The organism is Pseudomonas sp. LB3P31 (genome assembly GCF_054897945.1).
In genome coordinates this window covers 1,766,873-1,792,534 of sequence record NZ_CM142710.1, presented here as the reverse complement: position 1 = coordinate 1,792,534, position 25,662 = coordinate 1,766,873, and the positions used below count along the sequence as shown (strand labels likewise).

The following is a 25,662-nucleotide window of genomic DNA, read 5'->3' as shown; positions in this document are numbered from 1 at the left end:
CAAGCTCACTCCCACAGGATTTAGAACGTCTGCCCCAGATTCAGGTACACCGCCTGCTCATCCGCATCGTTGAACCCATAACTGAAGTTCAACGGTCCCAACGGCGTATCGAAGCCAATGAATACGCTCGCCGCGTTGATGTACCCGCTGTCGAATTCATTGTCATTGTTCCATGCCCGCCCGCGTTCCAGCGAACCTCCAACATACAGCGGAAAGTCCAGCGGCAGGTACGATCGGGGGGTCAGGCGGCGGTAGTAGACGCCGCGCATCAGGCTGATGTTCTGCCCGGAAATCGCATCCTCCCTGAAGCCCGACAGCTGCCGAGCGCCGCCGAGCAGGAAGCTGGAAGTGACCACGTTGGCATCGTTAAGCGTGCGGCCATAACGGCCACCGAGAATGAACGTATCCGGGCCGCTGCTGAGGGCCTTGTCCAGCTTGAGCTCCCATTGCTGGTAGCGATTGTCCGAGCCCAACCCCGGTTCGTACTGCCGGAATGCCAGGCCGAAGTCTTCACCTGCATGGGGGAAGTAGACGTTGTCCAGTGAGTCGAACGAATACTTCAGTTCATAGAAGCCTTCATTGAAGCTTTCGCTGGGCAGGTCTTGATCGCCGATGCGCACATCGGCCTTGCCCCACGCTTCGCCAACACCCAGGCGCACCTCGCCGCTATTGCCGATCTGGCGCCCGACGTTCAGGCCGAAGCCGTAGCGTTCCACTCGATACTGCGCGATCGGATCGTTGTCGAGGATGGCTTCGACGTTCTGCGCGTCAAAGGCGGCATAAGGCGCGATGAAATACCGCGAACCGACGTCCAGCGGCTGGTAGAACTCGGTATAGAGCTCCTGGCGGTCTCCGATCTGCGCGCGGGTCAACCATTCGGCGCCCAGGCGGTTGATGCCGTTGACCCGGTAACTGGCGCCCAGGTTGAATGCACTGTCGCCGCGCATATCGTCTGAAAGATTCAACCCGAGTCGCAGGTAATCCGTGCCGCTGCGCTTGCCCCGGGCACTGATGATCAGCGTGTGGGCCTGGCCCTTGTGCGCGACTCGATACTGCACCTGCTCGAAGTAGTCGAGCCCATACAGAGTGCCCATGTCGGTTTGCAGGCGCCCCAGGTCCAGTGGCTGGCCGATGTGCTGGTGAATGTAGTAACGAATCACGTCGTCGCCGACCTTCGAATCGTTTTCCACTTTGATCGCCGTAATGATCGGCGTGCGTTCACTCGGCGCGCGGGCGGCGCTCAACCCGGGATCCAGCGCTTGTGCGGGTTTGAGGCGCGCCAGGCGTGCATCGAGGATTTTCGTCGCGCGATAGCCGGCGTCGATCATCTCCTCGGCGCGGCCGAAGTCGGTGACCCCGAAACTCGCCAGCGACGGCTGGATCAGGATGTCGTCCTTGTGCAGGGCCGCCAGTTGTTCCTCGGAGTTGCGGCGGGTCATCAGGGTGATCGACTGGTTCAGCACGTCGACCACGGTGGCCAGCTCCTTGCGACTGCGCAGTGGCGTGCCAATGTCGACCACGATGGCCACATCGACCCCCATTTCCCGGGCCACATCCAGCGGGATGTTATCGGTCATGCCGCCGTCCACCAGCAGACGGCCATCCAGTTCGACCGGGGCGAACACGGCCGGGATCGACATGCTGGCGCGAATTACCTGCGGCAGGTGGCCCTTGCGGAACACCACCTTTTCACCGCTGGCGATGTCGGTCGCGACTGCGCGGAAGGGGATGGGCAGCTTGTCGAAATCCCGGGTGTCACTGGCATGGGCCAGCAGGCTTTCCAGCATCAGCGCGAGGTTCTGGCCCTGGATCACCCCCAGTGGCAGGCCGAGGCTGCCGTCGTCGCGAAAGCTGAGTTTCTGCTTCACCAGGAAGTCGCGGTCATCCTGCTTGCGCCGGAACGGCACGTCGGCCCTGGGCGGCGCGTCGGACAACGCTTGTTGCCAGTCGATGTTCAGCGCGAGCTTTTCCAGTTCGTCGATCTTGTACCCGGATGCATAAAGCCCACCCACCACCGCGCCCATGCTGGTGCCGGCGATGGCGTCGATCTGGATGCCTTGCTCCTCCAGCGCCTTGAGCACGCCGATGTGCGCCAGGCCGCGGGCCGCGCCACCGGACAGCACCAGGCCGACTTTCGGTCGCGCAGGCTCGGCGGCCTGGACGATCATGGGCAGCAGGCAGAGCAACAGGCAGCACAGAAGATGACGCATCATGAATCTCGGGACCGGTGAAAAAGGTCGCTATTATAGCGGCGCCCTTTGCCTCAGGAGACTCGTCAATCATGACCGCACGCAAACCGGAAGTCGTCATCACCTATTGCACCCAGTGCCAGTGGTTACTGCGCGCTGCCTGGCTGGCCCAGGAACTGCTCAGTACTTTTGGCGATGACCTGGGCAAAGTGTCGCTGGTGCCCGGTACCGGTGGGGTCTTTCACATTTTCTGTGACGAAGTGCAGCTCTGGGAGCGCAAGGCTGACGGTGGTTTTCCCGAGGCCAAGGTGCTCAAGCAACGGGTCCGTGATCAGATTGATCCGGACCGCGACCTCGGTCACAACGATCGCACTCAGTGAGAGGCTGCTTCTGCGGCGACGGCCTTCTTGTCTGAGCCGCTGGAAAGACGGCTGGAGACCACAATCGCCAGGATGATTAGCGCGCCGCCGATTAGCATGCGCAACGTTGGGTTTTCGTTGAACAGCAGCCACGCCAAAGTGATGCCGTAGACCGGCTCCAGGGCGAACACCACGGCGGCAGTGCGGGCCTTGATCACCGCGAGGCTGGCGACGAACAGGCTGTGAGCGACGCCGGTGCAGAATATGCCGAGCAGGCCGATCCACAACCAGTCCAGGGCTCGTACTTCGCTCAATTGCGGAGCGGCCACTGGCAGCAGGCACAAGGCAACCACCACGTTCTGACACAGCGCTGCCTGCACCGGCGGGATACGGGCCGAACTGGCGCGGTTGGTCAACGACAGCAAGGCGAACAGCAGGCCGGAACCCACCGCCCACAACAGCCCGGTGGTCGCCCCGCTGGCGAGGTCGAAGTCAGGCGTGACCAGCACCAGGCCGACACTCACCAGCACCACCAGCAGAATTTCGTTGGCGCGAATCCGCTCGCGAAAGATCAGCCCTTCGAGAATCACGGTAAAGGCCGGGAAACTGGCGAAACCCAAGGTCGCGATCGCGACGCCGGCGACCTTCACCGCAATGAAAAAGCTCACCCAATGTCCGGCCAGCAACAAGCCGCTGAGCAACAGCCGGCGCCAGTCCACGGCTTCGAGTTTCCGCCAGCGAGTGGCACTGGCGAAGCGCGCAAATACTGCCAGGGCGAGCACGGCGAAGGCGGCGCGACCAAACACGATGACCGCCGGGGAGGCCGCAGCGAGTTTGCCGAACACGCCGGTCAGGCCGAACATCAGTGCGCCAATGTGCAGGGCGCCAAGGGCGGTACGGGGAGTCATTGCAGATCCTTGATGGATGTATTGAACCGGGCCAACCATTCACGGATGGACCCCGTAGGAGCTGCCGAAGGCTCGCGGCCCGAGCCTTCGGCAGCTCCTACATTGAACCGTGTGGAGCCCTTACGTCTGTCGCCAGACTATCGTCTTTTATCGCCAGCCTCGCGCCGCAGTTTGCCCGGAGTTGCGCCGAACTCGCGCAGCACCGCCGCCGCGAACGCACTCTGGGAGCTGTAGCCGACGCGGCTGGCAATTTCGCCGATGGGCAGCGCCGTGTCGCGCAGCAATTCGACGGCCCGATGCAAACGGCGGCTGCGAATATAGTCCATCGGCGTCTGCCCGCACTCGGCCACAAAACGTGCATGCAGGCGTGCGCTGGACAGGTCGGCGATACGCGCGAGGTCGGCGACCTGCAGGGGATAGGCCGCGTGCTGGTCGATATGCGCATTCAGCGCCGCATAAGGCAGGCGTCGCCCGCCCATGACCTGGGGTTGGACGTTGTTGAGGCTGGCCAGCAACAGCACTGCGCCCTGTTGCGCGATCAGCGGATCGTCGACCTGGCTCCCCGCCAGCCAGCTCACCAATTGGCTTTGCCCGGCATCCAGCGGCAGGCGCCCGGCGCTGTCGAGCAGGCGTCGACTGGCGTCGGCATGATCTCCCAGCGACTGCGCCACCCATTGATCGCTCGGCACATCCAGCACCAGGCAGCGGCTGCCGTTGGCACTGTTGCAGGCGTGATGAAAGCCGGAAGGCACCACCACAAAACTCTGCTGCACCACCTGGCTGCCATGCCCGCCGACCTCGAAATCCAGCGCACCGGACAAGCCGAAAACCAGCTGCGCATGGTCATGGCTGTGGATGATCAGGTCCTTGGTGTACTGGCGCAGCGTGAGGATCGGTCTCATCGCAGGTCTCCGGGGCAAGGTCCGCATTCTACACCGAGCCCGCAGTGTGGCGCTGTCACAGGAATGACTCGTCATTGTCATGGGCGATTAACCCGCCTGGCGCACAGTTGCAAAAACCATCGTGGAGGGTTGCCAATGACCAGTGCCGAGCTCGCCAGACCCGGTCGCAAGCAACTGGTGCGGACCTTGTGGATTTCCGATGTGCACCTGGGCACACGGGACTGCCAGGCCGAGCACTTGAGCAAATTCCTCAAGGGCTACCACGCGGACAAGGTCTACCTGGTCGGCGACATCATCGACGGCTGGAAGCTGCGCAGTGGCATGTACTGGCCACAGGCCCACACCAACGTGATTCGTCGCCTGCTGACCATGAGCAAGCGCGGTACCGAGGTGATCTACGTTACCGGCAACCACGATGAATTCCTGCGGCGCTACTCGAAATTGATTCTGGGCAATATCCAGCTGGTGGACGAAGCTGTGCACGTCACGGCCGACGGCCGGCATCTGCTGGTTATCCATGGCGACCAGTTCGACGTGATTACCCGCTACCACCGCTGGCTGGCGTTTCTTGGGGACTCCGCCTACGAGTTCACCCTGACCCTCAACCGCTGGCTGAATCACTGGCGCGCCCGTTACGGTTATGGGTACTGGTCGTTGTCGGCGTACCTCAAGCACAAGGTGAAAACCGCGGTCAGCTTTATCAGCGATTTCGAGGAAGCCATCGCGCATGAGTGCGTGAAGCGCGAGTTGCATGGCGTGGTGTGCGGGCATATTCACCACGCCGAGATTCGTCGGGTGGGCGGGGTGGATTACCTTAACTGCGGGGATTGGGTGGAGTCGTGCACGGCGTTGATCGAGCATTGGGACGGGTCGATCGAGTTGTATCGGTTGGCGGATGCGCAGGCGCGGGAGGCGGAGTTGAGGGCGGTGAAGGTGGCTGAGCCTGCCTGAGATCAAAGTCAAAAGATCGCAGCCTTCGGCAGCTCCTACAGTGGAATGCGTACCTCCGTAGGAGCTGCCGAAGGCTGCGATCTTTTGATCTTAGGCTGGCGCGTGCTCCTCCATCGCCGCCTTGTAAATCGAATGCTTGGGCTGGGCAAACAACCGCTCCATCATCGGTTCAAAGAAACTCAGCGGCAGTGTCTCGTAACCCGGATCAAACGCCGCCGCGTCATACTTGGCGCAGAACTCAATGGTCGCCTGGTATTGCGGATGATCGCTGAACTGCTCGCGCAGATGCCGATCCATGCCAAGGTGGTGGAAGAAGTAGTAACCCTGGAAAATCCCATGCTTCTCCACCATCCACAGATTCTCGGCGCTGACGAATGGCTTGAGAATCGCCGCGGCGATGTCCGGATGGTTATAGGAGCCCAAGGTGTCGCCGATGTCATGCAGCAACGCACACACCACGTACTCCTCGTCGCGGCCATCGCGCCAGGCGCGGCTTGCGGTTTGCAGCGAGTGGGTCAGACGGTCCACGGGAAAGCCGCCAAAGTCACCCTCCAGCAACTTCAGGTGCGCCACGATACGGGTCGGCAACTGCCTGGCGTAGGCGCTGAAGTCGGCAGCGATGATCGCCCAGTCTTCCTGGGTGCCGTCCTGCATATGGGTAAATCGGGCATTGGCATTCATCGGCTTTCCTCGAATGACGGGTGACACCTAGAACGGCACGCGACCCAGAATCATGTCGCGATACATGACGAAATCGCCGAGCAGGCTGTACAACGGGTGCTGGAAAGTCGCAGGACGATTCTTCTCGAAAAAGAAATGCCCGGCCCAGGCAAAGCTGTAACCGGCCAGCGGCAGACTCAGCAATAACAGCCAGGCGCCCTGGCCGATGGCCATGGCCAGAATGAAAATAACCAGCGTGGTACCGATAAAGTGCAGTCGACGACACGTACTGTCACCGTGCTCGCTGAGGTAATACGGGTAGAACTCAGCGAAGCTGTTGAAACGTTTGATGTTTTCCACGACCGCGATCTCTATGGTTTTTGTTCTGACGACAAGTTGTTCTGCGGGTAGCTTATTTGAGTCTAGAGTGATCATTGGCATCAGCCAGTGACAATAGGCGCCACTTTAGTATCCTTCGGTAAACCTGCCGCCGTTGACGGCTCACCAAGACAGTAAACGCCATGAGCGAAAGAACGACTTCTGCAAGCTGGGCGATGGGGATTGTCAAGGCACTGGAAATGGACGGCCTGGATTGTCGGGTTCTGTTCAGGCAGCTGGGGCTGGACTATGCGTCACTGAATGATCCCGATGCGCGCTTCACCCAGGACTCGATGACACGACTGTGGCAGCGCGCGGTCGAGCTGTCCGGCAACCCCGCGATCGGCCTGAACATGGGCAAGGTGGTGCGGCCAGCGTCGTTCCATGTGGCTGGCTATGCCTTGATGTCGAGCCAGACCCTGGTCGAAGGCTTCCAGCGCCTGGTGCGGTATCAGCGGATCATCGCGGAAAGTGCCGACCTGAGCTTCCGCCTGCTGGACGAGGGTTATGCACTGATCCTGACGGTGCACGGCGATCATCTGCCGCCGACCCGGCAAAGCGCCGAGGCCTCGCTGGCCTGCGCCCTCGGAATGTGCAACTGGCTGACCGGGCGCACCCTGCAACCGCGCAAGGTGATGTTCCAGGGCGATCAGCCGGTCAACCTTGAGCCTTACAATCAGACATTCCACGCCCCGCTGGTGTTCAGCGCGGCATATGACGCGCTGATCTTCGAGCGCGCCGACATGGAAGCGCCCCTGCCGACGGCCAACGAAGCGATGGCGGTGTTGCATGACCGGTTTGCCGGTGAATACCTGGCGCGGTTTTCCGAGAGCCGAGTCACCCACAAGGCGCGACAGGTGCTGTGCCGCCTGCTGCCCCAGGGCGAACCCAAGCGCGACACCGTGGCGCAGACCCTGCACCTGTCGCAGCGCACGTTGCAGCGCCGGTTGCAGGAGGAAGGCACCAGCTTTCAAGCGTTGCTCGACGACACCCGTCGCGAACTGGCCGAGCAGTACCTGGCCCAGCCCAGCATGACCTTGCTGGAAATCGCCTACCTGCTGGGCTTCGCCGACCCTAGCAATTTCTTCCGCGCGTTTCGCCGCTGGTTTGACGCCACACCCGGCGAATACCGGGCACGGCTGACGGAGACGCCGGTGCCGGTCAGTGACGCCAAAACGCCGGAATACACAACACAAACACCGTGATGATTTCCAGTCGACCTAGCAGCATGCCGAACGACAGGATCCATTTCGCCGCATCGGGCAAGGTCGCAAAGTTACCCGCAGGCCCGATGGTTTCACCCAGCCCCGGGCCGACCCCGGAAACGGTACTGGCCGCGCCGGTCAGCGCGGTCATCCAGTCCACGCCGAGCAGCGACAGCAGCAAGGCAATGACGCAGATGGTGATGGCAAAGAAGAACGAGAAGGTCAGGATCGACCGCACGATCTCTTCGTCGAGGCGGTGCCCGTTGTACTTCTGCTTGATCACTGCCCGCGGGTGAATCAGCTGGTTAAGGTTGGCTTTGAGCAGGATATAGGCGACCTGGAAACGGAAAATCTTGATCCCGCCGGCGGTGGAGCCCGAGCAGCCACCAACAAAACCCAGGTAGAAGAACAGCATTAGCGAGAAATTGCCCCACAGGCTGTAGTCCCCCAGCGCAAAACCGGTAGTGGTGACCACGGAAGTGACGTTCAGCGCCACGTGCCGCAGCGCGTCCAGCCAATGCAATTGAGTGGTCCACCAGTACCAGATGCTGAGCACCAGCCAGGTCACCAGCAACATGCCGAGTAAACCCTGGACCTGCTGATCCTTGATCAGCGCCCGGCGGTTGCCGCGCAGGGTTGCCACGTAGAGGGTGAACGGCAGGCTGCCGAGGATCATGACAACGATCGCCACCCAGTGCACCGCCGGTTGGGTCCATTTCGCCAGGGACTTGTCGGAGGTCGAGAAGCCGCCGGTGGAAATCGCCGACATCGCATGGTTGATTGCATCAAACGGGCTCATCCCGGCCCACCAGAACGCCAGGCTGCCGACAATGGTGATGCCGACATAGGCCGCCACGATCAGGCGCGCCACCATGTGCGAGCGCGGCATGACTTTTTCCGAGCGATCGGACGATTCGGTCTGGAACAGGCGCATGCCACCGATACGCAGCAGTGGCAGGATCGCTACCGCCATGCCGATAAAGCCGATGCCGCCGATCCAGTGCAGCAGTGAGCGCCACATCAGGATGCCCGGGGACATGGTGTCCAGGCCGTTAAGCACGGTCGCACCGGTGGCGGTAATGCCGGACATGCTTTCAAAGAATGAGTCGGTGTAGCTGATGTGCTGGGTCAGCAGGAACGGCAGCGCGGCAAAAATGCACACCACCAGCCAGCTGCTGACGGTCAGCAGGTACATGTCCCGCGGGCGCAGGTGCACGTGTTCGGGGCGACCGGGGATGACCAGCGCCAGGCCGGCGACAAAGGTGATCATGCTCGCCCAGAGGAACGACGGCAGGTCGCCCGTGCGCTCGAAAATCACCAGCGTGGCCATCGGCACGACCATGGCGATAGCCAGGGTGATCAGGAAGATGCCGATGATGAAACCAATAGTCCTTAAGGTCGGCAACGCCATGAAGTCCGCTCGGGCTGTAATAGGGAAGGGCGCCATTCTACCTGCGGGACAGGGCATGTAAACCGGCATCCCTGCGGCAGTTACCGCTAGAATAGCCAAACATTTTTCCTTGGAGGTGGCCGATGCAGGCTCTCGACGCTTTGCTCAACCGTGTTTCCGTTCCACGACTGCTCGAACCGGCACCGACCGCCGAGCAACGTGAAGCACTGTTCGCCGCTGCCATGCGTGCACCGGACCATGGCCATTTGCAGCCGTGGCGGTTCCTGACAGTCGAGGGCGGGGCACGGGAGCAGATGGGCGAGTTGCTGGCCGAAGCTGCCAGGTTGCAGGACAACGAAGTGTCCGAGGCGGCGGTGGACAAGGCGCGCAACGGGCCCCTGCGGGCACCGCTGGTGGTCGTGGTGATTGCGCGGTTACAGGATCACGTCAAATATCCGAAGTCCGAGCAGCTGCTGGCTGCCGGGTGCGCGGCCCACGGGATTTTGCTGGCTGCGTATGCGCAGGGGATTGGCGCGGTGTGGCGCACCGGCGAGCTGGCGTATTCGTCGCACGTGGCCAAGGGGTTGGGTCTGGCGGAGGGGGAGGAGGTGATTGCGTTCCTTTACCTGGGTACACCGCAGAAAGAACCGCGGGTGGCGGAGAAGGTTGATCTGAGCGAGTTCGTCAGCGCTTGGCCTGGTAAGGGCTGAAGATCAAGAGATCGCAGCCTCGTTGCACTCGACAGCTCCTACAGGTCGCATCGGTGCGCACCCTCTGTAGGAGCTGTCGAGTGCAACGAGGCTGCGATCTTTTCGGCTCCCGAAATTTTTACGGCTGGACCACGGCCCCGGGCACCAACGGTAATTCCAGGCTGGCGATAAACCCACCATCAGGATGATTCGCCAACACCAGGCTCCCGCCATGCCGCTCCGCCGCCCGGCGCGCGATGGCCAGGCCCAGGCCGTGCCCTGCTGCGCTCTGCCCCGGTGCCCGATAGAACGGCTCACCCAACTGACTCAAGTGCGCAGCCTCCACCCCAGGGCCGTGATCGCGCACACTCACCACAATCCGCTCGCCATGCCGCATCGCCTGCATTTCAATTGGCTGCCCAGCCGGGCTGAAGCGTTGCGCGTTGCGCAGCAGGTTATCCACCGCACGTTCGATCATCGTCGGCCAGCCCTTGAGGCTGAGCTGCGGCTCGGCTTCGAGGCGTACGGTCTGTTCCGGTGAACTCAGCTGCGCGTCCTTCTGCAGAGTGTGCAGCAGGTCATTGAGATCGACGTCTTCGGCGCTGGCATTGTCGGCATCGACCCGCGCCAGCACGAGAATTTCGCTGATCAGCGCTTCCAGTCGATCGCACTCGCGGGTCAGGCGTGGCCAGAGTTTTTCCCGTTCTTCGGGGTTGGCGCGCTCGGCCAGTGCCAGGGCAATGCGCAGTCGGGCGAGGGGCGAGCGCAGTTCGTGGGAGACATCGCGCAGCAATTGCCGCTGGCTGCCGATCAGGCTTTGCAGACGCGCCCCCATGCGGTTGAAATCATTGGCCAGCACGCCGAACTCGTCGCGCCGGTTGGCCAGTTTCACCAGGCTGTTCTGTTGGTAGGTGGTTTGCCCCAGGTCATGCACGGCGCCGCGCAAACGGCTGAGCGGGCGGGTAATCGACAGGGTCACGAACAGGCTGAACAGGGTCAGTACCACCAGCGCGATACCCAGCGCGCTCAACGGCCACAGCAGGCTTTCGCGATGCCAGGAGTCGAGTTCCGGGTGTGGGATACGGTAGATCAGCAAGTAGGTGTTGCCGGTTTTTTCGCTGGTGTATTCGTCGGTCAGGCGCCGCCATGGCAGGCGGCGATCACCGTCGTTCTGCCGGGCTTCGAAGGCCGCCGCACGGCGCGGGAAGGTGCCGCGCACCACGGGGTCGCCGCTCTCATTGAGCACCTGAACGTCGATGTGATACTGGCGTTTGCGCTGTTCGAGGATGTCCTGGGCGGCTTCTTCGCCTTGGGCCTCGTAGGTTTGCGTCCACTGTTCGGCCAGGGTGTTGAGGCCCGGGTGGCGACTGAGAATCCAGGCGTCCTGGTTGAGCATATGCCCCAGCAGGATGGAAAGCCCTGCAACCAGGGCAATGGCCAGCCAGAAGCTGGCCAGGATTCGCCAGAACAGTGAACGCACAGAAATTCCTCAAGCTGGCAGAGACCCCCTGTGGGAGCGAGCCTGCTCGCGATAGCGGTGTGTCAGAACAAGCTATTTTGACTGACACACCGCTATCGCGAGCAGGCTCACTCCTACAGGGGTTTTGCATAAATTCAGACCCAACGGTGTTCACCCGTTGGGTCCGTGGTCAGCGCATTATTGCGCTTTTTGCGGTTGCTGCGCTTTCCACGCCTTGAACTCGGCCCATTCGGCGCGGCGTTCGGCTTTTTTCTTCTGGATCTCGTCGAATTGCTTCTGTTGATCCGGTTTCAGCAGGGCGCGTACGTCCGCTTCGGCCTTCTTGTGGTTGGCGGCCATTTCATCTTTCATGGCTTTCTGGTCGGCCGGGGAGAGTTTCTCCAAGTACTTGTCGACCACTTGCTTACGCTCGTGCATCTGCTCGCCCATGATCTTGCGGATCTGCTCGCGCTGTTCGCGGCTCAGGTCGAGTTCACCGTATGGGCCTTTGCCGTGCATGCCGTGCATCTGACCGCCGTGGCGCGGGCCGTCCATCGAACCACCCATCGGGCCGGCGCCTTCAGGCATCGCCATGGCAACGGTCGGCAGGGCGGCGGCAAACATCAGAGCGATAAGAGTCTTGCGCATGGTGAATCTCCTTGTCTCGTTCCCGGTACGTTCCGGATGAGTACAGATTAACGAGGTCAAGGTAAGCGGCGGTCAGCGGAGCGTAAAGCTTAGGTAAAGAGAGTTTTGCCCCGGCCTGACAAACCTGCTGCATGAAACTCCCCGTAGGAGAAGGCTGCGATCTTTTGATCTTGATCCTTCAGGGGTCGCCGAAGAGCAAGATCAAAAGATCGCAGCCTTCGGCAGCTCCTACAGGGGATCGCAGTTTTATCGAACCCACGGGAAGGTTCAGAGGCTGTAGTAGTACCCACGGCTACGCAGCGCAATGATGCGTGGGCGGCCGTCGGGGTGGGGGCCGATCTTTTTGCGCAGGTTGCTCACGTGCATGTCGAGGCTGCGGTCGTACAGGGTCAACTTGCGGCCCAGGGCGATCTGCGCCAGCTCCTGTTTGTCCAGCGGCTCGCCCGGTTGCTTGAGCAACGCTTCGAGCAGGCGGCTTTCGGACACCGTCAGGGTGAACTCCTGTTCGTCGATGCTGACCACGCCGCGCACCGGGCTGAAGCACAGATCGCCCAATTCCACCTGGCTGGACACAGCCGCCGGGTGACTGCGGCGCAATACTGCGCGCAGGCGGGCGGTCAGCTCCCGTGGATCGCAGGGTTTGGCCAGGTAATCGTCGGCACCCAGCTCCAGGCCGAGAATGCGGTCCAGCGGCTCGCCGCGGGCCGAGAGCATCAGCACCGGCAGGTCCGGGTGATCGCTGCGCAGTTGCTTGAGCAACTCCAGCCCGCTGCCGTCCGGCAACATCACGTCCAGCACCACCGCTGCCGGCGCCGTTTCCGCCAGCGCCCGGCGGGCACTCTGGCCGTCGTGGCAGGCACGCACCAGAAAGCCTTCCTGGCTCAGCCAGCTCACCAGGAGCTCACACAGCTCCTGGTCATCATCAATCAATAACAACTCGCTCATGAATCACTCAATTTAGCCATTGCCGACGTTTTCGATATGCCCCACTGGCGAAGATACCGCAGAGCAGGGCAAACAGTGCAACTCCCGCCCCGGTGACGAACCACTGCTGCTGGTCGGTCAACAGGCGCGGTAGATGGTTGCCGGCCTGCGCTTCCTTGAGTTGCAGCTTCAGACGTTGATTCTCCTGGCGCAACCGGCTCAACTGAGCGCTTTCGCGTTCGCCATCGGAACTTTGCAATTGTTTGACCTGCTCTTGCCGTTGTTGCTCGCTGGCATTAAGGCGTTGCTGCAGATCACTGATCTGGCTGGCGGCGCTAATACCTGCGGGATTTTCCTCACCGTGGGCCGGGGCCCCGATCGACAACGTCAGCAACATCAGACACAACGGACCCTTGCGCATCGCGACTCCTGATTCCAATCGGTTATTGGGCAGGTTGTCGGCAGGCAAACGGGAATGATGAGTGATTGAGAACACGATGAACCGGCGAAGGTTCATCGTGAGGGGAGAACTAAGGCAGGACTTGCTTGAATGGCTTGACCGAAACGTTGGCGTAGACGCCCGCTGCGATGTACGGATCAGCGTCGGCCCATGCCTGGGCGGCGCTCAGGGAATCGAACTCGGCGACGATCAGGCTGCCGGTGAAGCCTGCAGCGCCCGGATCATTGCTGTCGACTGCCGGGTGCGGCCCGGCCAGTACGATTCGGCCTTCGCCCTTGAGCTGTTGCAGGCGCTCGAGGTGGGCAGGTCGCGCGGCCAGGCGGGCTTCCAGGGAATTGGCGACGTCTGTGGCAATGATTGCGTAAAGCATGTCAGTCCTCGGTTTTTGGCGTTGTGGTATCGGTGTCGTGCAGGTGGCGCGACAGGTAGATGCCCTGTGCGACCAGGAACAGCAAGGTCATGCCCAGGCTGCCGAAGACCTTGAAGTCGACCCAGTAGCTCTGGAACGTGAACGCGACAAACAGGTTGGCGGCTCCGCAAAACAGGAAGAAGCAGATCCAGGCGATGTTCAGGCGAGTCCAGACCGGGTCTGGCAGGGTCAGTGCGTGGCCCATGATGCGCTTGATCAACAGGCGGTCGCCGATGAAATGACTACCGATGAACGCCAGGGCGAACAACCAGTTGACCACCGGTGCCTTCCATTTCAGGAAGGTCTCGCTATGGAACGCCAGGGTCATGCCGCCGAAGACCAGGCAGGCAATGAGGGTCAGCCACTGGCTCTTCTCCAGCTTGCGCTGGCTGATGAACAGGGCGCCATAGACCACCAGCGAACTGATGATCAGCATCGCGGTGGCGCTGTAGATTCCGCCTACAGTCAGCTCGTGGCCGGCGATGTCGACGACCCGTGGATCAAGTTTGTAGACGATGAAAAACAGGAGAAGCGGGATGAAATCGATGAATTGTTTCACAGTGGCAGCCAGAAGCAGGATGTGGCGGCATAATACCAAACATATGGGCGCGCGATAGCGCCAGCTGATTTGAGGTTACACATCCCCGTGAATGTTGATTTGCACTGCCATAGCACGGCCTCCGATGGCGCCCTGGCGCCTGCGGTTCTGGTTGCGCGTGCGTTCGAGAAAGGCGTGCGAGTTCTGGCCTTGACTGATCACGACACCCTCGAAGGCCTGGATGAGGCCCGTACGGCCGCCACGTCGCTGGGCATGCAGCTGATCAACGGCGTCGAATTGTCCTGCACCTGGGGCGGCGCGACCATTCATGTGCTGGGTTACGGTTTTGATGTAAATGCGCCTTCGCTGGTCGAAGCGATTGCCAGACTGCACGATGGCCGCTGGCTACGGTCCGAAGAAATAAGCCGCAAGCTGGCGTTGAAGGGCATGCCGGGGGCGCTGGAAGGCGCTCGGGCCATTCAGCAGGAATTGGGCGACAGCGGCAACGCGCCGGCCCGTCCGCACTTTGCCGACTGGATGGTGCGCGAAGGTTTCGTCAAGGATCGCGCCGAGGCGTTCCGCAAATGGCTGGGCGCCGGCAAGCTGGGGGACGTCAAGCAACACTGGCCGACCCTGGAAGAAACCGTCGAAACCCTGCGTGCGGCAAAAGCCTGGGTTAGCCTGGCGCACCCATGGCATTACGATTTCACTCGCAGCAAGCGTCGCCGGCTGATTTCTGACTATATTCAAGCAGGGGGCCACGCCATCGAAGTGGTCAATGGCCATCAGCCCGCCGAACAGGTCGGCAGCCTGGCGATTCTTGCCCGTGAGTTCGGTCTGCTGGTCAGCGCCGGCAGTGATTTTCATGGCCCTGGAGGCTGGTCCGAGATCGGCGAGTATCGCCCGCTTCCGGAGGATCTGCCGCCACTGTGGTGTCGATTCAAACATGACCCAATTATTGACGCCGTCTGAACAGGTAGAGAATGTGAGTCAATTTTTCCAGATTCATCCGGAAAACCCGCAAGCGCGCCTGATCAAACAGGCTGTCGAGATCATTCGCAAGGGCGGGGTGGTGATCTACCCCACAGACTCTTCCTACGCCATTGGTTGCCAGATCGGCGACAAGGTTGCCGTGGAGCGCGTACGCCGCCTGCGCGGCCTGGACGACAAGCACAATTTCGCGCTGATCTGCAGCGACCTGTCGCAACTGGGGCTGTTCGCCAAGATCGATACCGGGACGTTCCGCCTGCTCAAGGCGCACCTGCCTGGGCCGTACACCTTCATTCTCAACGCCACCCGCGAAGTCCCGCGGCTGTTGTTGCACCCAAAAAAACGCACCATCGGCCTGCGGGTACCGAGCCATCCGATTGCCCTGGCCTTGCTCGAAGAGCTGGGCGAGCCATTGATGAGCGTGACGCTGATCATGCCCGGTGACACCGATCCGCTGACTGACCCGTATGAAATGCGCCAGATGCTCGAACATCAGGTCGACCTGATCATCGACGGCGGTTTTGGCGGGATCAAGGCGTCCACCGTGATCAACCTGGCCGATGGCGAGCCGGAAGTGATTCGTGTCGGTTGCGGCGACCCTGCGCCGTTCATGGCCGAGGCCTAGATGTCTGCAGTAGAACCCGTCGACAGTCAGGCCGGCGCCCAGCAGGAGCTGCCTTTCGCCATGGTCTACGGTCAGGCGGTGCTGGAAATGCCGCTGGACCTGTACATCCCGCCGGACGCTCTCGAGGTATTCCTCGAAGCCTTTGAAGGCCCGCTCGACCTGCTGCTGTACCTGATCCGCAAGCAGAACATCAATATCCTCGACATCCCGGTGGCGGAAATTACCCGCCAGTACATGGGTTATGTCGAGTTGATGCAGTCAGTGCGCCTGGAGCTGGCCGCCGAGTACCTGGTGATGGCCGCGATGCTGGCCGAGATCAAGTCGCGGATGCTCTTGCCCCGGGCGGAAACCATCGAGGCCGAAGAAGACGACCCGCGCGCCGAGCTGATCCGGCGGCTACAGGAGTACGAGCGGTTCAAGGCCGCGGCGGAAGGCATCGATGGCCTGAGTCGGGTCGGTCGGGACGTTGTGGTGCCCCGGCTGGACGCCCCGGAGGCCCGGGCACGCAAGCTGGTGCCGGACGTCAGTCTGGCAGAGTTGCTGATGTCCATGGCCGAGGTGCTGCGCCGTGGCGACATGTTCGAAAGTCACCAGGTCAGTCGCGAGGCATTGTCGACCCGCGAACGCATGAGCGATGTGCTGGAGCGCCTCAAGGGCGGCGGCTTCGTGCCCTTTGTCGAGCTGTTCACCGCTGAAGAAGGGCGCCTGGGGGTGGTGGTGACCTTTATGGCAATCCTCGAACTGGTCAAGGAATCTTTGGTCGAGCTGGTGCAGAATGAGCCGTTCGCGGCGATCCACGTGCGGGCGCGAGCCGATTAACGAGTTGAATCATGAACCTGACTGAACCCCGCGAGCTGGCACCACTGCTTGAAGCCTTTCTGTTGGCCTCGGGAAAACCGCAATCGCTTGAGCGCCTGTTCGAACTCTTCGAAGAAGCCGAGCGACCGGAACCGCCGGTCTTCAAGAAGGCCCTGACGATCCTGGCCAAGTCCTGTGATGGCCGCGCCTTCGAACTGATCGAAGTCGCCTCCGGCTATCGCCTGCAGATTCGCGAAAAGTTCTCGCCGTGGGTCGGCCGCCTGTGGGAAGAACGGCCGCAACGCTATTCCCGGGCCATGCTCGAAACCATCGCACTGATCGCCTACCGCCAGCCGATCACCCGGGGCGAGATCGAGGACGTGCGGGGCGTGGCGGTCAACAGCAACATCGTCAAGACGCTGCTTGAGCGCGAGTGGGTGCGCATTGTCGGTTACCGCGACGTGCCCGGCAAACCGGCGATGTTCGCGACCACCAAGGCCTTTCTCGATCATTTCAACTTGAAGAACCTCGACGATCTGCCACCCCTGGCGGAACTGCGCGAGCTGGAGCCCGACCCGATACTCGACTTCGACGACGCCCCGGTGCCGGCCAGCCTGCAGGAGCTGGCCGACGCCAGCGCCGAGCCCGAAGAGCCGAAGGAGGAGACCAGTTTCCATACTTTGCTGCAGGAGCTGGACACCATGGAGGAGGGGCTCAAGACCGACTTCGACGACATCCTGCGCGATGGCGCGGTGACCGAAGTTGAGGAACTACCGGATCAGGCCGAGCCTGAGATCGAAGTTGAACTTCAGGTTGAGGTCGAAGCCACAGTTGAAGAAGAGTGCGAAGATGATGTGCTGGGTGTGGCCGAGGCTCGCGAGAAACTGCTGGCGGCAGTTGCTGCGCTCACCCCGGAGCTGACCGACGAAGAAGCCGAAGCCCAGGCCCTGGCTGAAGCCATCGAAGCCGAACGCCGCGAGTTCGATGACTGACCCCGATCTTCCTTGTGGGAGCGGGCTTGCTCGCGAATGCGGTGTGTCATTCAACATTGATGTCGACTGATACCCCGCATTCGCGAGCAAGCCCGCTCCCACAGGGGCCCGTTCCCACAGTGGGTTTTGGGTTAACCGGAGAATTGCATGAGTTCCACCAAAGACCCCTGCATCAGTCTGTGCAAATTCACCGACGACATCTGCATCGGCTGCGGGCGCAGCAAGCGTGAAATCAAGTCATGGAAGAAACTCGACAAGGTCGACAGGCGCAGCGTGCTCGCCGAAGCCGCGCTGCGCCTGTTCGCGCTCGGGGCGACCGCTCGGCGCAAAAGCAAATAACCTGGTGACACTCCGCTAGTCTCTGATGCGTAAACCCGCGCATGAGCGTATGATTCGCGACCCTTCGGCGATCCCTTCGCCCAAGTACCAGATTTACAACGCTTCAGGATGCTCATTCTGCGCCTCCTGAACAGACCACACCGGGAGGTGCCCAGATGAGTATCAACGACCAGAAAGACGACCAGGAAATCGGCCCAGCAGGCGAAAAACTGCAGAAAGTCCTCGCCCGTATCGGCGTCGGCTCGCGCCGTGACGTGGAAGCCTGGATCAGCCACGGCCGCATCAAGGTCAACGGCAAAGACGCCACCCTTGGGCAGCGCGTCGACCTGCATGACGCCATCACCATCGATGGCCGCGTGATCAAGCGCGAAGAAGCCGCCGAGTCGGTTCGCCGCGTGATCATGTACAACAAGCCCGACGGTGAGATCTGCACCCGCAACGATCCGGAAGGCCGTCCAACCGTATTCGACAAGATGCCGCGTCCGAAAGAAGGTCGCTGGATCAACATCGGTCGCCTGGACATCAACACCACCGGCCTGCTGATGTTCACCACTGACGGTGAGCTGGCCAACCGCCTGATGCATCCTTCCTACGAAATGGACCGTGAATACGCGGTACGTGTGCGGGGCGAAGTCGATGACGAGATGATCGAGCGCCTCAAAGCCGGGGTTGTCCTCGAAGACGGCCCGGCCAAGTTCACCGACATCAAGCAGGCGCCAGGCGGCGAAGGCTTCAACCACTGGTACCACTGCGTGGTGATGGAAGGTCGTAACCGCGAAGTTCGTCGCCTGTGGGAATCCCAGGGCCTGGTGGTCAGCCGCCTGAAGCGCGTGCGCTTCGGTCCGGTATTCCTCAACTCGGACTTGCCGATGGGTCGCTGGCGCGAAATGAGCCAGTTCGAAGTCGACATCCTCAGTGCCGAAGTGGGCCTGACGCCGGTGGCGATGCCGCAGATGAATGCCAAGAGCAAGGACAAGCTCGAGCGTATGCAGCGCAAGTCGTCCCGCCCGATGGGCACTACCGAGCGCGTACGTACCCTGCGTCCTGCCGCGGGTGCTCCAGCCGCCACTCCGCGTCCAGCCCGTGAGCCGCACATCGAAGGCGAACGTCCGGCCCGCAAGCCGGTTGCACCGCGTGCCGATGGCGAGCGTGGCCCGCGCACTCCGCGTCCGGCCAATGGCCGTACCGAGCGTGGCGAAGGCCGTGGCGCACCAGCCGGTCGCGGTACGCCAGTGGCTGACCGTCCTTCGGACTCCAAGCGCCCAGCCAAGCCAGCGCCGAAAAAGCGTCCGGGCATTGTGCTGGTCGACAAGGACGCGCCATCGGGTAAACGCCGTGGCGCGCCGGCCGGTTCGGGCCAGCGTCCGGGGTTTGGGCGTCGAAAGCCTGAGTGAGGCAGTTGTAAGCTTCAAGCCTTGAGCTGCGAGTGAAAGCGCCATCCTTCGGGGTGGCGTTTTTTTTTGGTCTGGTTTGAATGTCGTGGCGTCTGGTAGACCGCCATCGCGAGCAGGCTCACTCCTACAGTGGACCGCGTATTTATGTAACTCCCCGATCCCCTGTAGGAGTGAGCCTGCTCGCGATGCGGTGCCAGAGCCACCAGAGAATGTCGCCTGGAAACCCCTCGTTACGCCCTGTAACGAAATACTGACGAATTACCCAGCACTCCTGCCGCCTGCAGAATCCTGTAAGGAAAACCTTCCGCCAAAAATCCCGCAACACCTTCCCCACCCCTCTAGCCCGCTTGTCTCGGCCGCCATAGCAGGATCATATGCGCCCCATGCCTGCCGCGCAGGTGCATAAAAACAAGGAGGCGCAATGAACGCCGTGATCCCGCTCCACCTCTCTCCGAGGGCCGATTTTCCCATCGTCCCCGTCGATGACCTGCAAAGGTCTGACTCAATTTTTGCAGCCGCCCGGCACGCCCGGGGCGGACACAGGCAATCCCGGCAAACGACACGCTGATCCAGCGGGTCTGGCAGCAGGGGGTTACAGGTGTACAATGCGCCGCGTTTTAACTGTGACTTCCTGCGCATCTGCGCAAACCTCAAGGCTATCCGCCTTGTTCACTCCGTCGCGCCACAAGCGTGTCGGGTTCGATTTCGTCACAGATAAAAACAAACAGGTGACGCATGAACGTTGTTAATACGCTGAACTCCTGGTGCTTGCGCTGGGGTTTGATCGGCGCTGCTTGAAATCGCAACCCGAGCAGTACGTCTACCGAACATCATCAAACCTTGCGTGAGACCCTTTTCATGAGTGGACAAAACTCGCATTCAGGCGAGCTGAAACGCGGCCTGAAGAATCGCCATATTCAACTGATCGCCCTCGGTGGCGCGATTGGTACCGGATTGTTCCTCGGCTCGGCCGGAGTGCTCAAATCCGCCGGCCCGTCGATGATCCTCGGCTACGCCATCTGCGGCTTCATCGCCTTCATGATCATGCGCCAGCTGGGCGAAATGATCGTCGAAGAGCCGGTCGCCGGTTCGTTCAGCCACTTTGCGCACAAATACTGGGGCGGTTTCGCCGGCTTCCTTTCGGGCTGGAACTGCTGGATCCTGTACATCCTGGTGGGCATGTCGGAGCTGACCGCGGTCGGCAAGTACATTCACTACTGGGCGCCGGATATCCCGACCTGGGTCTCGGCCGCCGGTTTTTTCGTCCTGATCAACCTGATCAACCTGGCGAACGTCAAGGTGTTCGGCGAGGCCGAGTTCTGGTTCGCGATCATCAAGGTCGTGGCGATCGTCGGCATGATTGCCCTGGGCAGCTACCTGCTGGTCAGCGGCAATGGCGGGCCGCAGGCGTCGGTAAGCAACCTGTGGTCCCACGGTGGCTTCTTCCCCAATGGCGTCAGTGGCCTGGTCATGGCCATGGCGATCATCATGTTCTCCTTCGGCGGCCTGGAAATGCTCGGTTTCACCGCAGCTGAAGCGGACAAGCCGAAAACCGTGATCCCCAAAGCGATCAACCAAGTGATCTACCGCATCCTGATTTTCTACATCGGTGCCCTGGTGATCCTGCTGTCGCTGACGCCATGGGACAGCCTGCTGGAAACCCTGAACGCCTCCGGCGATTCCTACAGCGGCAGCCCGTTCGTGCAGGTGTTCTCGATGCTCGGCAGCAATACCGCCGCGCACATCCTCAACTTCGTGGTGCTGACGGCGGCATTGTCGGTGTACAACAGCGGCACTTACTGCAACAGCCGCATGTTGCTGGGCATGGCCGAGCAGGGTGACGCGCCCAAAGCCTTGGCGAAGATCGACAAGCGCGGCGTACCGGTGCGCTCGATCCTGGTCTCGGCGGCGGTAACGCTGATTGCGGTGTTGCTCAACTACCTGATCCCGCACAGCGCCCTTGAGCTGTTGATGTCGCTGGTGGTGGCTACCCTGGTGATCAACTGGGCGATGATCAGCTACTCGCACTTCAAGTTCCGCCAGCACATGAACAAGACCAGCCAGACGCCGCTGTTCAAGGCGCTGTGGTACCCGTACGGCAACTACATCTGCCTGGCGTTCGTGGTGTTCATCCTGGGCGTGATGCTGCTGATCCCGGGCATCCAGATCTCGGTGTACGCGATCCCGGTCTGGCTGGCCTTCATGTGGGTCTGCTACGGCATCAAGAACAAACGCAGCGCCCGTCACGGGATGCAGCCTGCGGTGAAGTAACGCAGTACGCAGCAACAACAAACCCGGCCATGTGCCGGGTTTTTTGATTTCATGACCTGCGCAAATCTCCTGTGGGAGCGGGCTTGCTCGCGAAGGCGGTGGGTCAGGCAACGAAGGTGTCGACTGATCCACCGCCTTCGCGAGCAAGCCCGCTCCCACAGGTGATCTTCGGCGTGCTGAAGGTCCCATTCGCGGTATCCTGCGCATTCTGAATACGGACGCTTTTTCCATGCTGGTGATTTCCAACAACGTGCATCTGCCGGATGCCGAGATCGAGTTGACGGCCATCCGCGCCCAGGGCGCTGGCGGGCAGAACGTCAACAAGGTCTCCAGCGCGATGCACCTGCGCTTCGACATTCGCGCCTCGTCGTTGCCCGAGTTCTACAAGGAACGGCTGCTGGCGCTGCGGGACAGTCGCATCACCAGCGAAGGCGTGCTGATCATCAAGGCCCAGCAGTACCGTACCCAGGAAGCCAATCGCGCCGATGCGCTGGAACGCCTGACCGAGCTGATCCTCAGCGCCACCAAGGTCGAAAAGAAACGCCGCCCGACCAAGCCAACGCTCGGCTCGAAAAAGCGTCGCCTCGAATCCAAGACCAAGCGTGGCAGCATCAAGGCCGGGCGCGGCAAGGTCGACTTCTAGCCGGCGTCGCGTTCTTCCCGGTACTTCGGCGCCTGGCGGTAGAGGTAGATGCTCAGGGCCAGGCCGCTAAGGGCGGCGAGGGCGGCAAACAGGAAAATCGAGGCAAAGCCGAAGCCTGCGGCAATCGCGCCGGCCACCGGCCCGGTAATCCCCAGCGACAGATCAATAAACAGCGAGTACGCGCCGACCGCAGCGCCTCGACTTGAAGCCGGCACCAGGTTGACCGCTTCCACGCCCAGCGCCGGGAACACCAGGGAAAAGCCGAACCCGCTGAGTGCCGCGCCCGCCAATGCCCAGTGGGCATCCGGCGCCAGCCACAGCAACAGCAAGCCCAGGGTTTCCACCGACAGGCAGGCAATCGCCACACGAAAGCCGCCGAGTCGATTGATCAGGTTGCCGAACAGCAGGCGCGCGCCGATGAAACTGGCGCCGAACAGGCTCAGGCACAGCACGGCGTTGTCCCAGTGTTGCGTGGCGTAATACAGGGTGATGAAGGTGGCGATGGTGCCGAACCCGATGGACCCCAGCGCCAGGCCGCAACCGTGGGGCAGTACTCGCCCCAGCACGTGCAGGAACGGCAAGCGCTCACCGGCCACGATCGGTGCAGCGGTTTTTGGCCAGGCCAGTGCCAGCCCGATCACGGCCAGCAACACGATGCTCACGCCCATGCTCCACAAGCCCAGCTCCCGCACCAGCAGTACGCCCAGCGGCGCGCCGACGGCCAGTGCGCCGTAGCTGGCGATGCCATTCCAGGAAATCACTTTGGCGGTGTTCGCTGCGCCGACCCGGCCGATGCCCCAGCCAATCGAACCGGAGCCCACCAGGCTTTCCGCGCTACCCAGCACCAGGCGGCCGATCAGCAGACTGATGAGGCTGAGCATCGGCAGGCTCTGGGTCCAGGCCGAAATCAGCATGAACACTCCGCTCAGGCCGCAGCCAGCCAAGCCATACATCACCGCCAGCTTGCTGCCCTTGTTGTCGATAATCTTGCCGGCGTAAGGCCGGCTGAGCAGGGTGGCCAGGTATTGCACGCTGATCACCAGCCCGGCGATCACGGCGCCGAAGCCCAGGTCGCTGTGGACGTAGCCCGGCAGCACGGCCAGGGGAATGCCTATGTTCAGGTAGCCGATAAAGGTAAAGAGAACGATGGAGACAACTTGCAGCGTGACTGCCATGGGGCGCTGGTTTTCAGGCATGGGTAAAGGTCCACGGCAAAGCAGGATAGATAGGCTGCTTATGATAGCGGCGCGAGTCCACGCAGGTCGTGAAAAAGTAAAACTATTTGCCGGGCGGGGTTGAATCAGGCTTGGCCGGGGCAACCAGCTGCGTCGTGACCAGGGCGGCCAGGGCGTTTTCCTCGGTGCCGAATCGGTCGAGCAGGGCGGCTTGTTTTTCTGGGGAGAGACGGTTCCAGATCGCGATCATTTTCTCGGCGGTGCCGATCAATACGCTCGCCTTGGTCTCATCGAAGTCGTTGTTCATGCAGGGGCGCTCAATGTTCAGGCGGTGTGGAAAGCGCATGTTAGCGCTTTCCACACGGTCTGGCATTGCGGGTGTCTCAGTCTTCGCTGTCAGCCTTGCGACTGTCAGCTGCTTCTTTCGGCTCGGGCTGTTGGGCACCGGCTTGTTGCGGGGTTGTCTGCTCAGTTTCGTGCAGGCTTGGGAAGGGGAGATTAGGGATCTCGTGCATGTTTCGCGCTCCTCGCAAAGTCTGTTGATAGGTCTGGTAGATCCGCGCTTTTACAAAGCCTGGGCAGGATACAGCAGGAGAAATGACAAATAGACTTTTATCTGGGATTTCTGCGACAGATGGCCGCACCCTGTGAATTGAGCGTGGCTAAACACCCGTACCCCTTCCCTATAGGAGTGAGCCTGCTCGCGATGGCGGCGTCACATTCAACATCAATGTGGCTGATAGACCGCTATCGCGAGCAGGCTCACTCCTACAGGAGGTGGTGGTGTGCGTGCGTTACTTGCAGACTTTGGCAATCGCCTCGGCCAGCAGGTCCAGGCGGGTGGCGTCGATGCCGGCCACGTTTGCCCGGCCCGTGCCGACCATGTACACGCTGTGATGGTCGCGCAGATTTTTCACCTGTTCCGGCGACAGGCCGGTGTAGGAAAACATCCCGCGTTGCACGCCGATATGCGCAAACCGCTCGCGCAAGCCATGAGGCTCAAGCGCTTCGACCAGGCCGCTGCGCAGTTGCGCAATGCGCAGGCGCATGGCTTCCACTTCGTCGGCCCACAGGCTTTTCAGTTCCGGGTCGCCAAGGATAGTCGCCACGACTGCAGCGCCATGATCCGGTGGAGTCGACCACAGGTTGCGGGCAATGTTGGCCAGCTGGCTGCGAATATCCACCAGCTTGTCTGCATTTTTCGCGCAAACAATCAGCGCCCCCGTGCGATCGCGGTACAGGCCGAAGTTCTTCGAACACGAACTGGTGATCAACACTTCCGGCAGTTCGGCAGCGAACAGTCGGGTCGACCAGGCGTCCTGCTCCAGGCCATCGCCAAAACCCTGGTAGGCGAAGTCAATCAGCGGCAGCAGATGGCGGCTGCGCACGATGTCCAGCACCCGGCGCCAGTCGTCATGGGACAGATCAAAGCCGGTCGGGTTGTGGCAGCAGGCGTGCAGCAACACCACGTCGCCCTTGGGCACTTCATTGAGTACCGCCAGCATGGCCTCGACGTCGAGACGGTTGTCGCTGCCAACGTACGGGTAGTGGCTGACCTTGACTCCGGCTGCGGCGAATATCGTTTCGTGAATCGGCCAGGTCGGGTTGCTCAACCACACGCCACGGCCGGGCAGGCACTGAGCGATAAAGTCGGCACTCAGGCGCAATGCGCCCGTGCCGCCCGGGGTCTGGGTGACGCCAGCGCGCTGTTCGGCGATCAGTGCCGAATCGGCACCCAGCACCAGCTCGTTGATCACCTTGCCAAACAGCGGCTCGCCGTGGCCACCGATGTAGGTCTTGGTGGATTGCTTATCAACCAGTCGCGCCTCGGCCAGTTTCACCGCTTGCGGGATCGGCGTCAGGCCCTGGGCGTCTTTGTACACGCCCACGCCGAGGTCGAATTTGCGCGGGTTGGGATCCTGCGCATACGCTTCCATCAAACCCAGGATCGGATCGCCAGGTACCCGGCCGATCGAGTCGAAATGCATTATTTGCGGCCCTCGGCGTCCTTGGCCACTTCGTCGGTGCGCGCGGCCATGATGAAATCGTTGCGGTGCAGACCCTTGATCGAGTGGCTCCACCAGGTCACGGTCACTTTGCCCCACTCAGTGAGCAAGCCTGGGTGGTGACCCTCGGCCTCGGAGATTTCACCGACGGCGTTGGTGAAGGCCAGCGCGTGTTTGAAATTCTTGAACAGGAAGATTTTTTCCAGCTGCATGATGCCGTCGCGGACTTCGATGTTCCAGTCCGGGATCTGTTTGATCAACACCGGCAGTTCTTCGTCGCTGACCTGAGGTGCGCCGGCTTGGCAGGCTTCGCAATGGGCTTGGTTCAGAGCGTTCATGGTGTATTCCTGAATTCGATTC

29 protein-coding genes are annotated in these 25,662 nt (G+C 61.5%); 12 read left to right on the top strand and 17 right to left on the bottom strand.

The window, feature by feature from the left end:
- Nucleotides 1-20: 20 nt before the first annotated feature.
- Nucleotides 21-2,210 carry a patatin-like phospholipase family protein gene (locus ACYZTK_RS08110; RefSeq protein ID WP_462014877.1) on the bottom strand — a complete coding sequence of 730 codons (2,190 nt, stop codon included), beginning with the start codon at nucleotides 2,208-2,210 and terminating at the stop codon, nucleotides 21-23.
- 71 nt (nucleotides 2,211-2,281) lie between these two features.
- Here ACYZTK_RS08110 and ACYZTK_RS08105 point away from each other — a divergent pair, with 71 nt between their 5' ends.
- Nucleotides 2,282-2,569: an Rdx family protein gene (locus ACYZTK_RS08105; RefSeq protein WP_462013950.1), complete on the top strand. Its 288-nt coding sequence runs from the start codon at nucleotides 2,282-2,284 to the stop codon at nucleotides 2,567-2,569.
- On the opposite strand, the gene ACYZTK_RS08100 is transcribed toward ACYZTK_RS08105, so the two are convergent.
- Together ACYZTK_RS08100 and ACYZTK_RS08095 are read right to left on the bottom strand one after the other, a co-directional pair.
- Entirely contained in the window at nucleotides 2,563-3,456 is an 894-nt protein-coding gene (locus tag ACYZTK_RS08100; RefSeq protein WP_462013949.1) for a DMT family transporter, read from the bottom strand. The two genes, ACYZTK_RS08105 and ACYZTK_RS08100, sit on opposite strands and share 7 nt — an antisense overlap.
- A 137-nt stretch (nucleotides 3,457-3,593) precedes the next feature.
- The gene (locus tag ACYZTK_RS08095) at nucleotides 3,594-4,358 is read right to left on the bottom strand and encodes a helix-turn-helix transcriptional regulator (protein ID WP_462013948.1); all 765 of its coding nucleotides are present in this window, start codon (nucleotides 4,356-4,358) and stop codon (nucleotides 3,594-3,596) included.
- A 135-nt stretch (nucleotides 4,359-4,493) separates the two neighbouring features.
- On the opposite strand from ACYZTK_RS08095, the gene ACYZTK_RS08090 reads away from it, so the two are divergent.
- Complete coding sequence (locus ACYZTK_RS08090; protein ID WP_462013947.1) at nucleotides 4,494-5,309, top strand: UDP-2,3-diacylglucosamine diphosphatase; 816 nt, start codon at nucleotides 4,494-4,496, stop codon at nucleotides 5,307-5,309.
- Between the two features lie 90 nt (nucleotides 5,310-5,399).
- On the opposite strand, the gene ACYZTK_RS08085 is transcribed toward ACYZTK_RS08090, so the two are convergent.
- Together ACYZTK_RS08085 and ACYZTK_RS08080 are read right to left on the bottom strand one after the other, a co-directional pair.
- Complete coding sequence (locus tag ACYZTK_RS08085) at nucleotides 5,400-5,990, bottom strand: HD domain-containing protein (protein ID WP_462013946.1); 591 nt, start codon at nucleotides 5,988-5,990, stop codon at nucleotides 5,400-5,402.
- Between the two features lie 27 nt (nucleotides 5,991-6,017).
- A complete protein-coding gene (locus ACYZTK_RS08080; RefSeq protein WP_462013945.1) occupies nucleotides 6,018-6,329 on the bottom strand; it encodes an Mpo1-like protein in 312 nt (103 codons plus the stop codon).
- Between the two features lie 161 nt (nucleotides 6,330-6,490).
- Here ACYZTK_RS08080 and ACYZTK_RS08075 point away from each other — a divergent pair, with 161 nt between their 5' ends.
- The gene (locus ACYZTK_RS08075; protein WP_462013944.1) at nucleotides 6,491-7,552 is read left to right on the top strand and encodes an AraC family transcriptional regulator; all 1,062 of its coding nucleotides are present in this window, start codon (nucleotides 6,491-6,493) and stop codon (nucleotides 7,550-7,552) included.
- On the opposite strand, the gene ACYZTK_RS08070 is transcribed toward ACYZTK_RS08075, so the two are convergent.
- A complete protein-coding gene (locus ACYZTK_RS08070) occupies nucleotides 7,509-8,963 on the bottom strand; it encodes a TrkH family potassium uptake protein (RefSeq protein ID WP_462013943.1) in 1,455 nt (484 codons plus the stop codon). The two genes, ACYZTK_RS08075 and ACYZTK_RS08070, sit on opposite strands and share 44 nt — an antisense overlap.
- Nucleotides 8,964-9,085: 122 nt before the next feature.
- Between ACYZTK_RS08070 and ACYZTK_RS08065 the strand changes: the two genes are divergently transcribed.
- Nucleotides 9,086-9,652 (top strand): NAD(P)H nitroreductase, encoded by a 567-nt coding sequence (locus tag ACYZTK_RS08065; RefSeq protein WP_462013942.1) that lies wholly within the window; start codon nucleotides 9,086-9,088, stop codon nucleotides 9,650-9,652.
- 118 nt (nucleotides 9,653-9,770) lie between these two features.
- Here ACYZTK_RS08065 and ACYZTK_RS08060 read toward each other — a convergent pair whose 3' ends face one another.
- From ACYZTK_RS08060 to ACYZTK_RS08035, 6 genes are all read right to left on the bottom strand, one after another.
- Nucleotides 9,771-11,111, bottom strand: coding sequence for a sensor histidine kinase (locus ACYZTK_RS08060; RefSeq protein ID WP_462013941.1), 1,341 nt, complete (start codon nucleotides 11,109-11,111; stop codon nucleotides 9,771-9,773).
- Nucleotides 11,112-11,288: 177 nt separating this feature from the next.
- On the bottom strand, nucleotides 11,289-11,738 hold the full coding sequence (locus ACYZTK_RS08055; RefSeq protein ID WP_462013940.1) for a Spy/CpxP family protein refolding chaperone: 450 nt from the start codon (nucleotides 11,736-11,738) through the stop codon (nucleotides 11,289-11,291).
- Between the two features lie 267 nt (nucleotides 11,739-12,005).
- The gene (locus tag ACYZTK_RS08050) at nucleotides 12,006-12,683 is read right to left on the bottom strand and encodes a response regulator transcription factor (RefSeq protein ID WP_462013939.1); all 678 of its coding nucleotides are present in this window, start codon (nucleotides 12,681-12,683) and stop codon (nucleotides 12,006-12,008) included.
- Nucleotides 12,684-12,690: 7 nt separating this feature from the next.
- Complete coding sequence (locus ACYZTK_RS08045) at nucleotides 12,691-13,083, bottom strand: translation initiation factor 2 (RefSeq protein ID WP_462013938.1); 393 nt, start codon at nucleotides 13,081-13,083, stop codon at nucleotides 12,691-12,693.
- Nucleotides 13,084-13,192: 109 nt separating this feature from the next.
- Nucleotides 13,193-13,492 carry a YciI family protein gene (locus ACYZTK_RS08040; protein WP_162436839.1) on the bottom strand — a complete coding sequence of 100 codons (300 nt, stop codon included), beginning with the start codon at nucleotides 13,490-13,492 and terminating at the stop codon, nucleotides 13,193-13,195.
- Nucleotide 13,493: 1 nt separating this feature from the next.
- Nucleotides 13,494-14,090, bottom strand: a complete 597-nt coding sequence (locus ACYZTK_RS08035; protein ID WP_462013937.1) for a septation protein A — start codon at nucleotides 14,088-14,090, stop codon at nucleotides 13,494-13,496.
- A gap of 87 nt (nucleotides 14,091-14,177) precedes the next feature.
- Here ACYZTK_RS08035 and ACYZTK_RS08030 point away from each other — a divergent pair, with 87 nt between their 5' ends.
- From ACYZTK_RS08030 to arfB, 8 genes are all read left to right on the top strand, one after another.
- A complete protein-coding gene (locus ACYZTK_RS08030) occupies nucleotides 14,178-15,041 on the top strand; it encodes a PHP domain-containing protein (RefSeq protein ID WP_462013936.1) in 864 nt (287 codons plus the stop codon).
- Nucleotides 15,042-15,054: 13 nt separating this feature from the next.
- Nucleotides 15,055-15,684: an L-threonylcarbamoyladenylate synthase gene (locus tag ACYZTK_RS08025; protein WP_462014876.1), complete on the top strand. Its 630-nt coding sequence runs from the start codon at nucleotides 15,055-15,057 to the stop codon at nucleotides 15,682-15,684.
- Nucleotides 15,685-15,744: 60 nt separating this feature from the next.
- The gene (locus ACYZTK_RS08020) at nucleotides 15,745-16,503 is read left to right on the top strand and encodes a segregation and condensation protein A (RefSeq protein ID WP_462014875.1); all 759 of its coding nucleotides are present in this window, start codon (nucleotides 15,745-15,747) and stop codon (nucleotides 16,501-16,503) included.
- 11 nt (nucleotides 16,504-16,514) lie between these two features.
- A complete protein-coding gene (scpB, locus tag ACYZTK_RS08015) occupies nucleotides 16,515-17,474 on the top strand; it encodes an SMC-Scp complex subunit ScpB (protein WP_462013935.1) in 960 nt (319 codons plus the stop codon).
- A gap of 147 nt (nucleotides 17,475-17,621) precedes the next feature.
- On the top strand, nucleotides 17,622-17,813 hold the full coding sequence (locus tag ACYZTK_RS08010) for a DUF1289 domain-containing protein (protein ID WP_462013934.1): 192 nt from the start codon (nucleotides 17,622-17,624) through the stop codon (nucleotides 17,811-17,813).
- A 155-nt stretch (nucleotides 17,814-17,968) separates the two neighbouring features.
- Nucleotides 17,969-19,207: a 23S rRNA pseudouridine(2605) synthase RluB gene (rluB, locus tag ACYZTK_RS08005; RefSeq protein ID WP_462013933.1), complete on the top strand. Its 1,239-nt coding sequence runs from the start codon at nucleotides 17,969-17,971 to the stop codon at nucleotides 19,205-19,207.
- 858 nt (nucleotides 19,208-20,065) lie between these two features.
- A complete protein-coding gene (locus tag ACYZTK_RS08000; RefSeq protein ID WP_462013932.1) occupies nucleotides 20,066-21,478 on the top strand; it encodes an amino acid permease in 1,413 nt (470 codons plus the stop codon).
- A 229-nt stretch (nucleotides 21,479-21,707) separates the two neighbouring features.
- Nucleotides 21,708-22,121, top strand: a complete 414-nt coding sequence (gene arfB, locus ACYZTK_RS07995) for an alternative ribosome rescue aminoacyl-tRNA hydrolase ArfB (protein WP_462013931.1) — start codon at nucleotides 21,708-21,710, stop codon at nucleotides 22,119-22,121.
- Here the strand turns inward: arfB and ACYZTK_RS07990 are convergent.
- From ACYZTK_RS07990 to ACYZTK_RS07970, 5 genes are all read right to left on the bottom strand, one after another.
- Entirely contained in the window at nucleotides 22,118-23,317 is a 1,200-nt protein-coding gene (locus ACYZTK_RS07990) for an MFS transporter (RefSeq protein WP_462013930.1), read from the bottom strand. The two genes, arfB and ACYZTK_RS07990, sit on opposite strands and share 4 nt — an antisense overlap.
- 82 nt (nucleotides 23,318-23,399) lie before the next feature.
- Entirely contained in the window at nucleotides 23,400-23,603 is a 204-nt protein-coding gene (locus ACYZTK_RS07985) for a hypothetical protein (RefSeq protein ID WP_462013929.1), read from the bottom strand.
- Between the two features lie 76 nt (nucleotides 23,604-23,679).
- The gene (locus tag ACYZTK_RS07980; protein WP_462013928.1) at nucleotides 23,680-23,811 is read right to left on the bottom strand and encodes a hypothetical protein; all 132 of its coding nucleotides are present in this window, start codon (nucleotides 23,809-23,811) and stop codon (nucleotides 23,680-23,682) included.
- Between the two features lie 279 nt (nucleotides 23,812-24,090).
- Nucleotides 24,091-25,284 carry an amino acid aminotransferase gene (locus tag ACYZTK_RS07975; protein ID WP_462013927.1) on the bottom strand — a complete coding sequence of 398 codons (1,194 nt, stop codon included), beginning with the start codon at nucleotides 25,282-25,284 and terminating at the stop codon, nucleotides 24,091-24,093.
- Complete coding sequence (locus ACYZTK_RS07970; protein WP_462013926.1) at nucleotides 25,284-25,640, bottom strand: 4a-hydroxytetrahydrobiopterin dehydratase; 357 nt, start codon at nucleotides 25,638-25,640, stop codon at nucleotides 25,284-25,286. The genes ACYZTK_RS07975 and ACYZTK_RS07970 overlap by 1 nt, the downstream gene beginning before the upstream one ends.
- Between the last annotated feature and the right edge of the window lie 22 nt (nucleotides 25,641-25,662).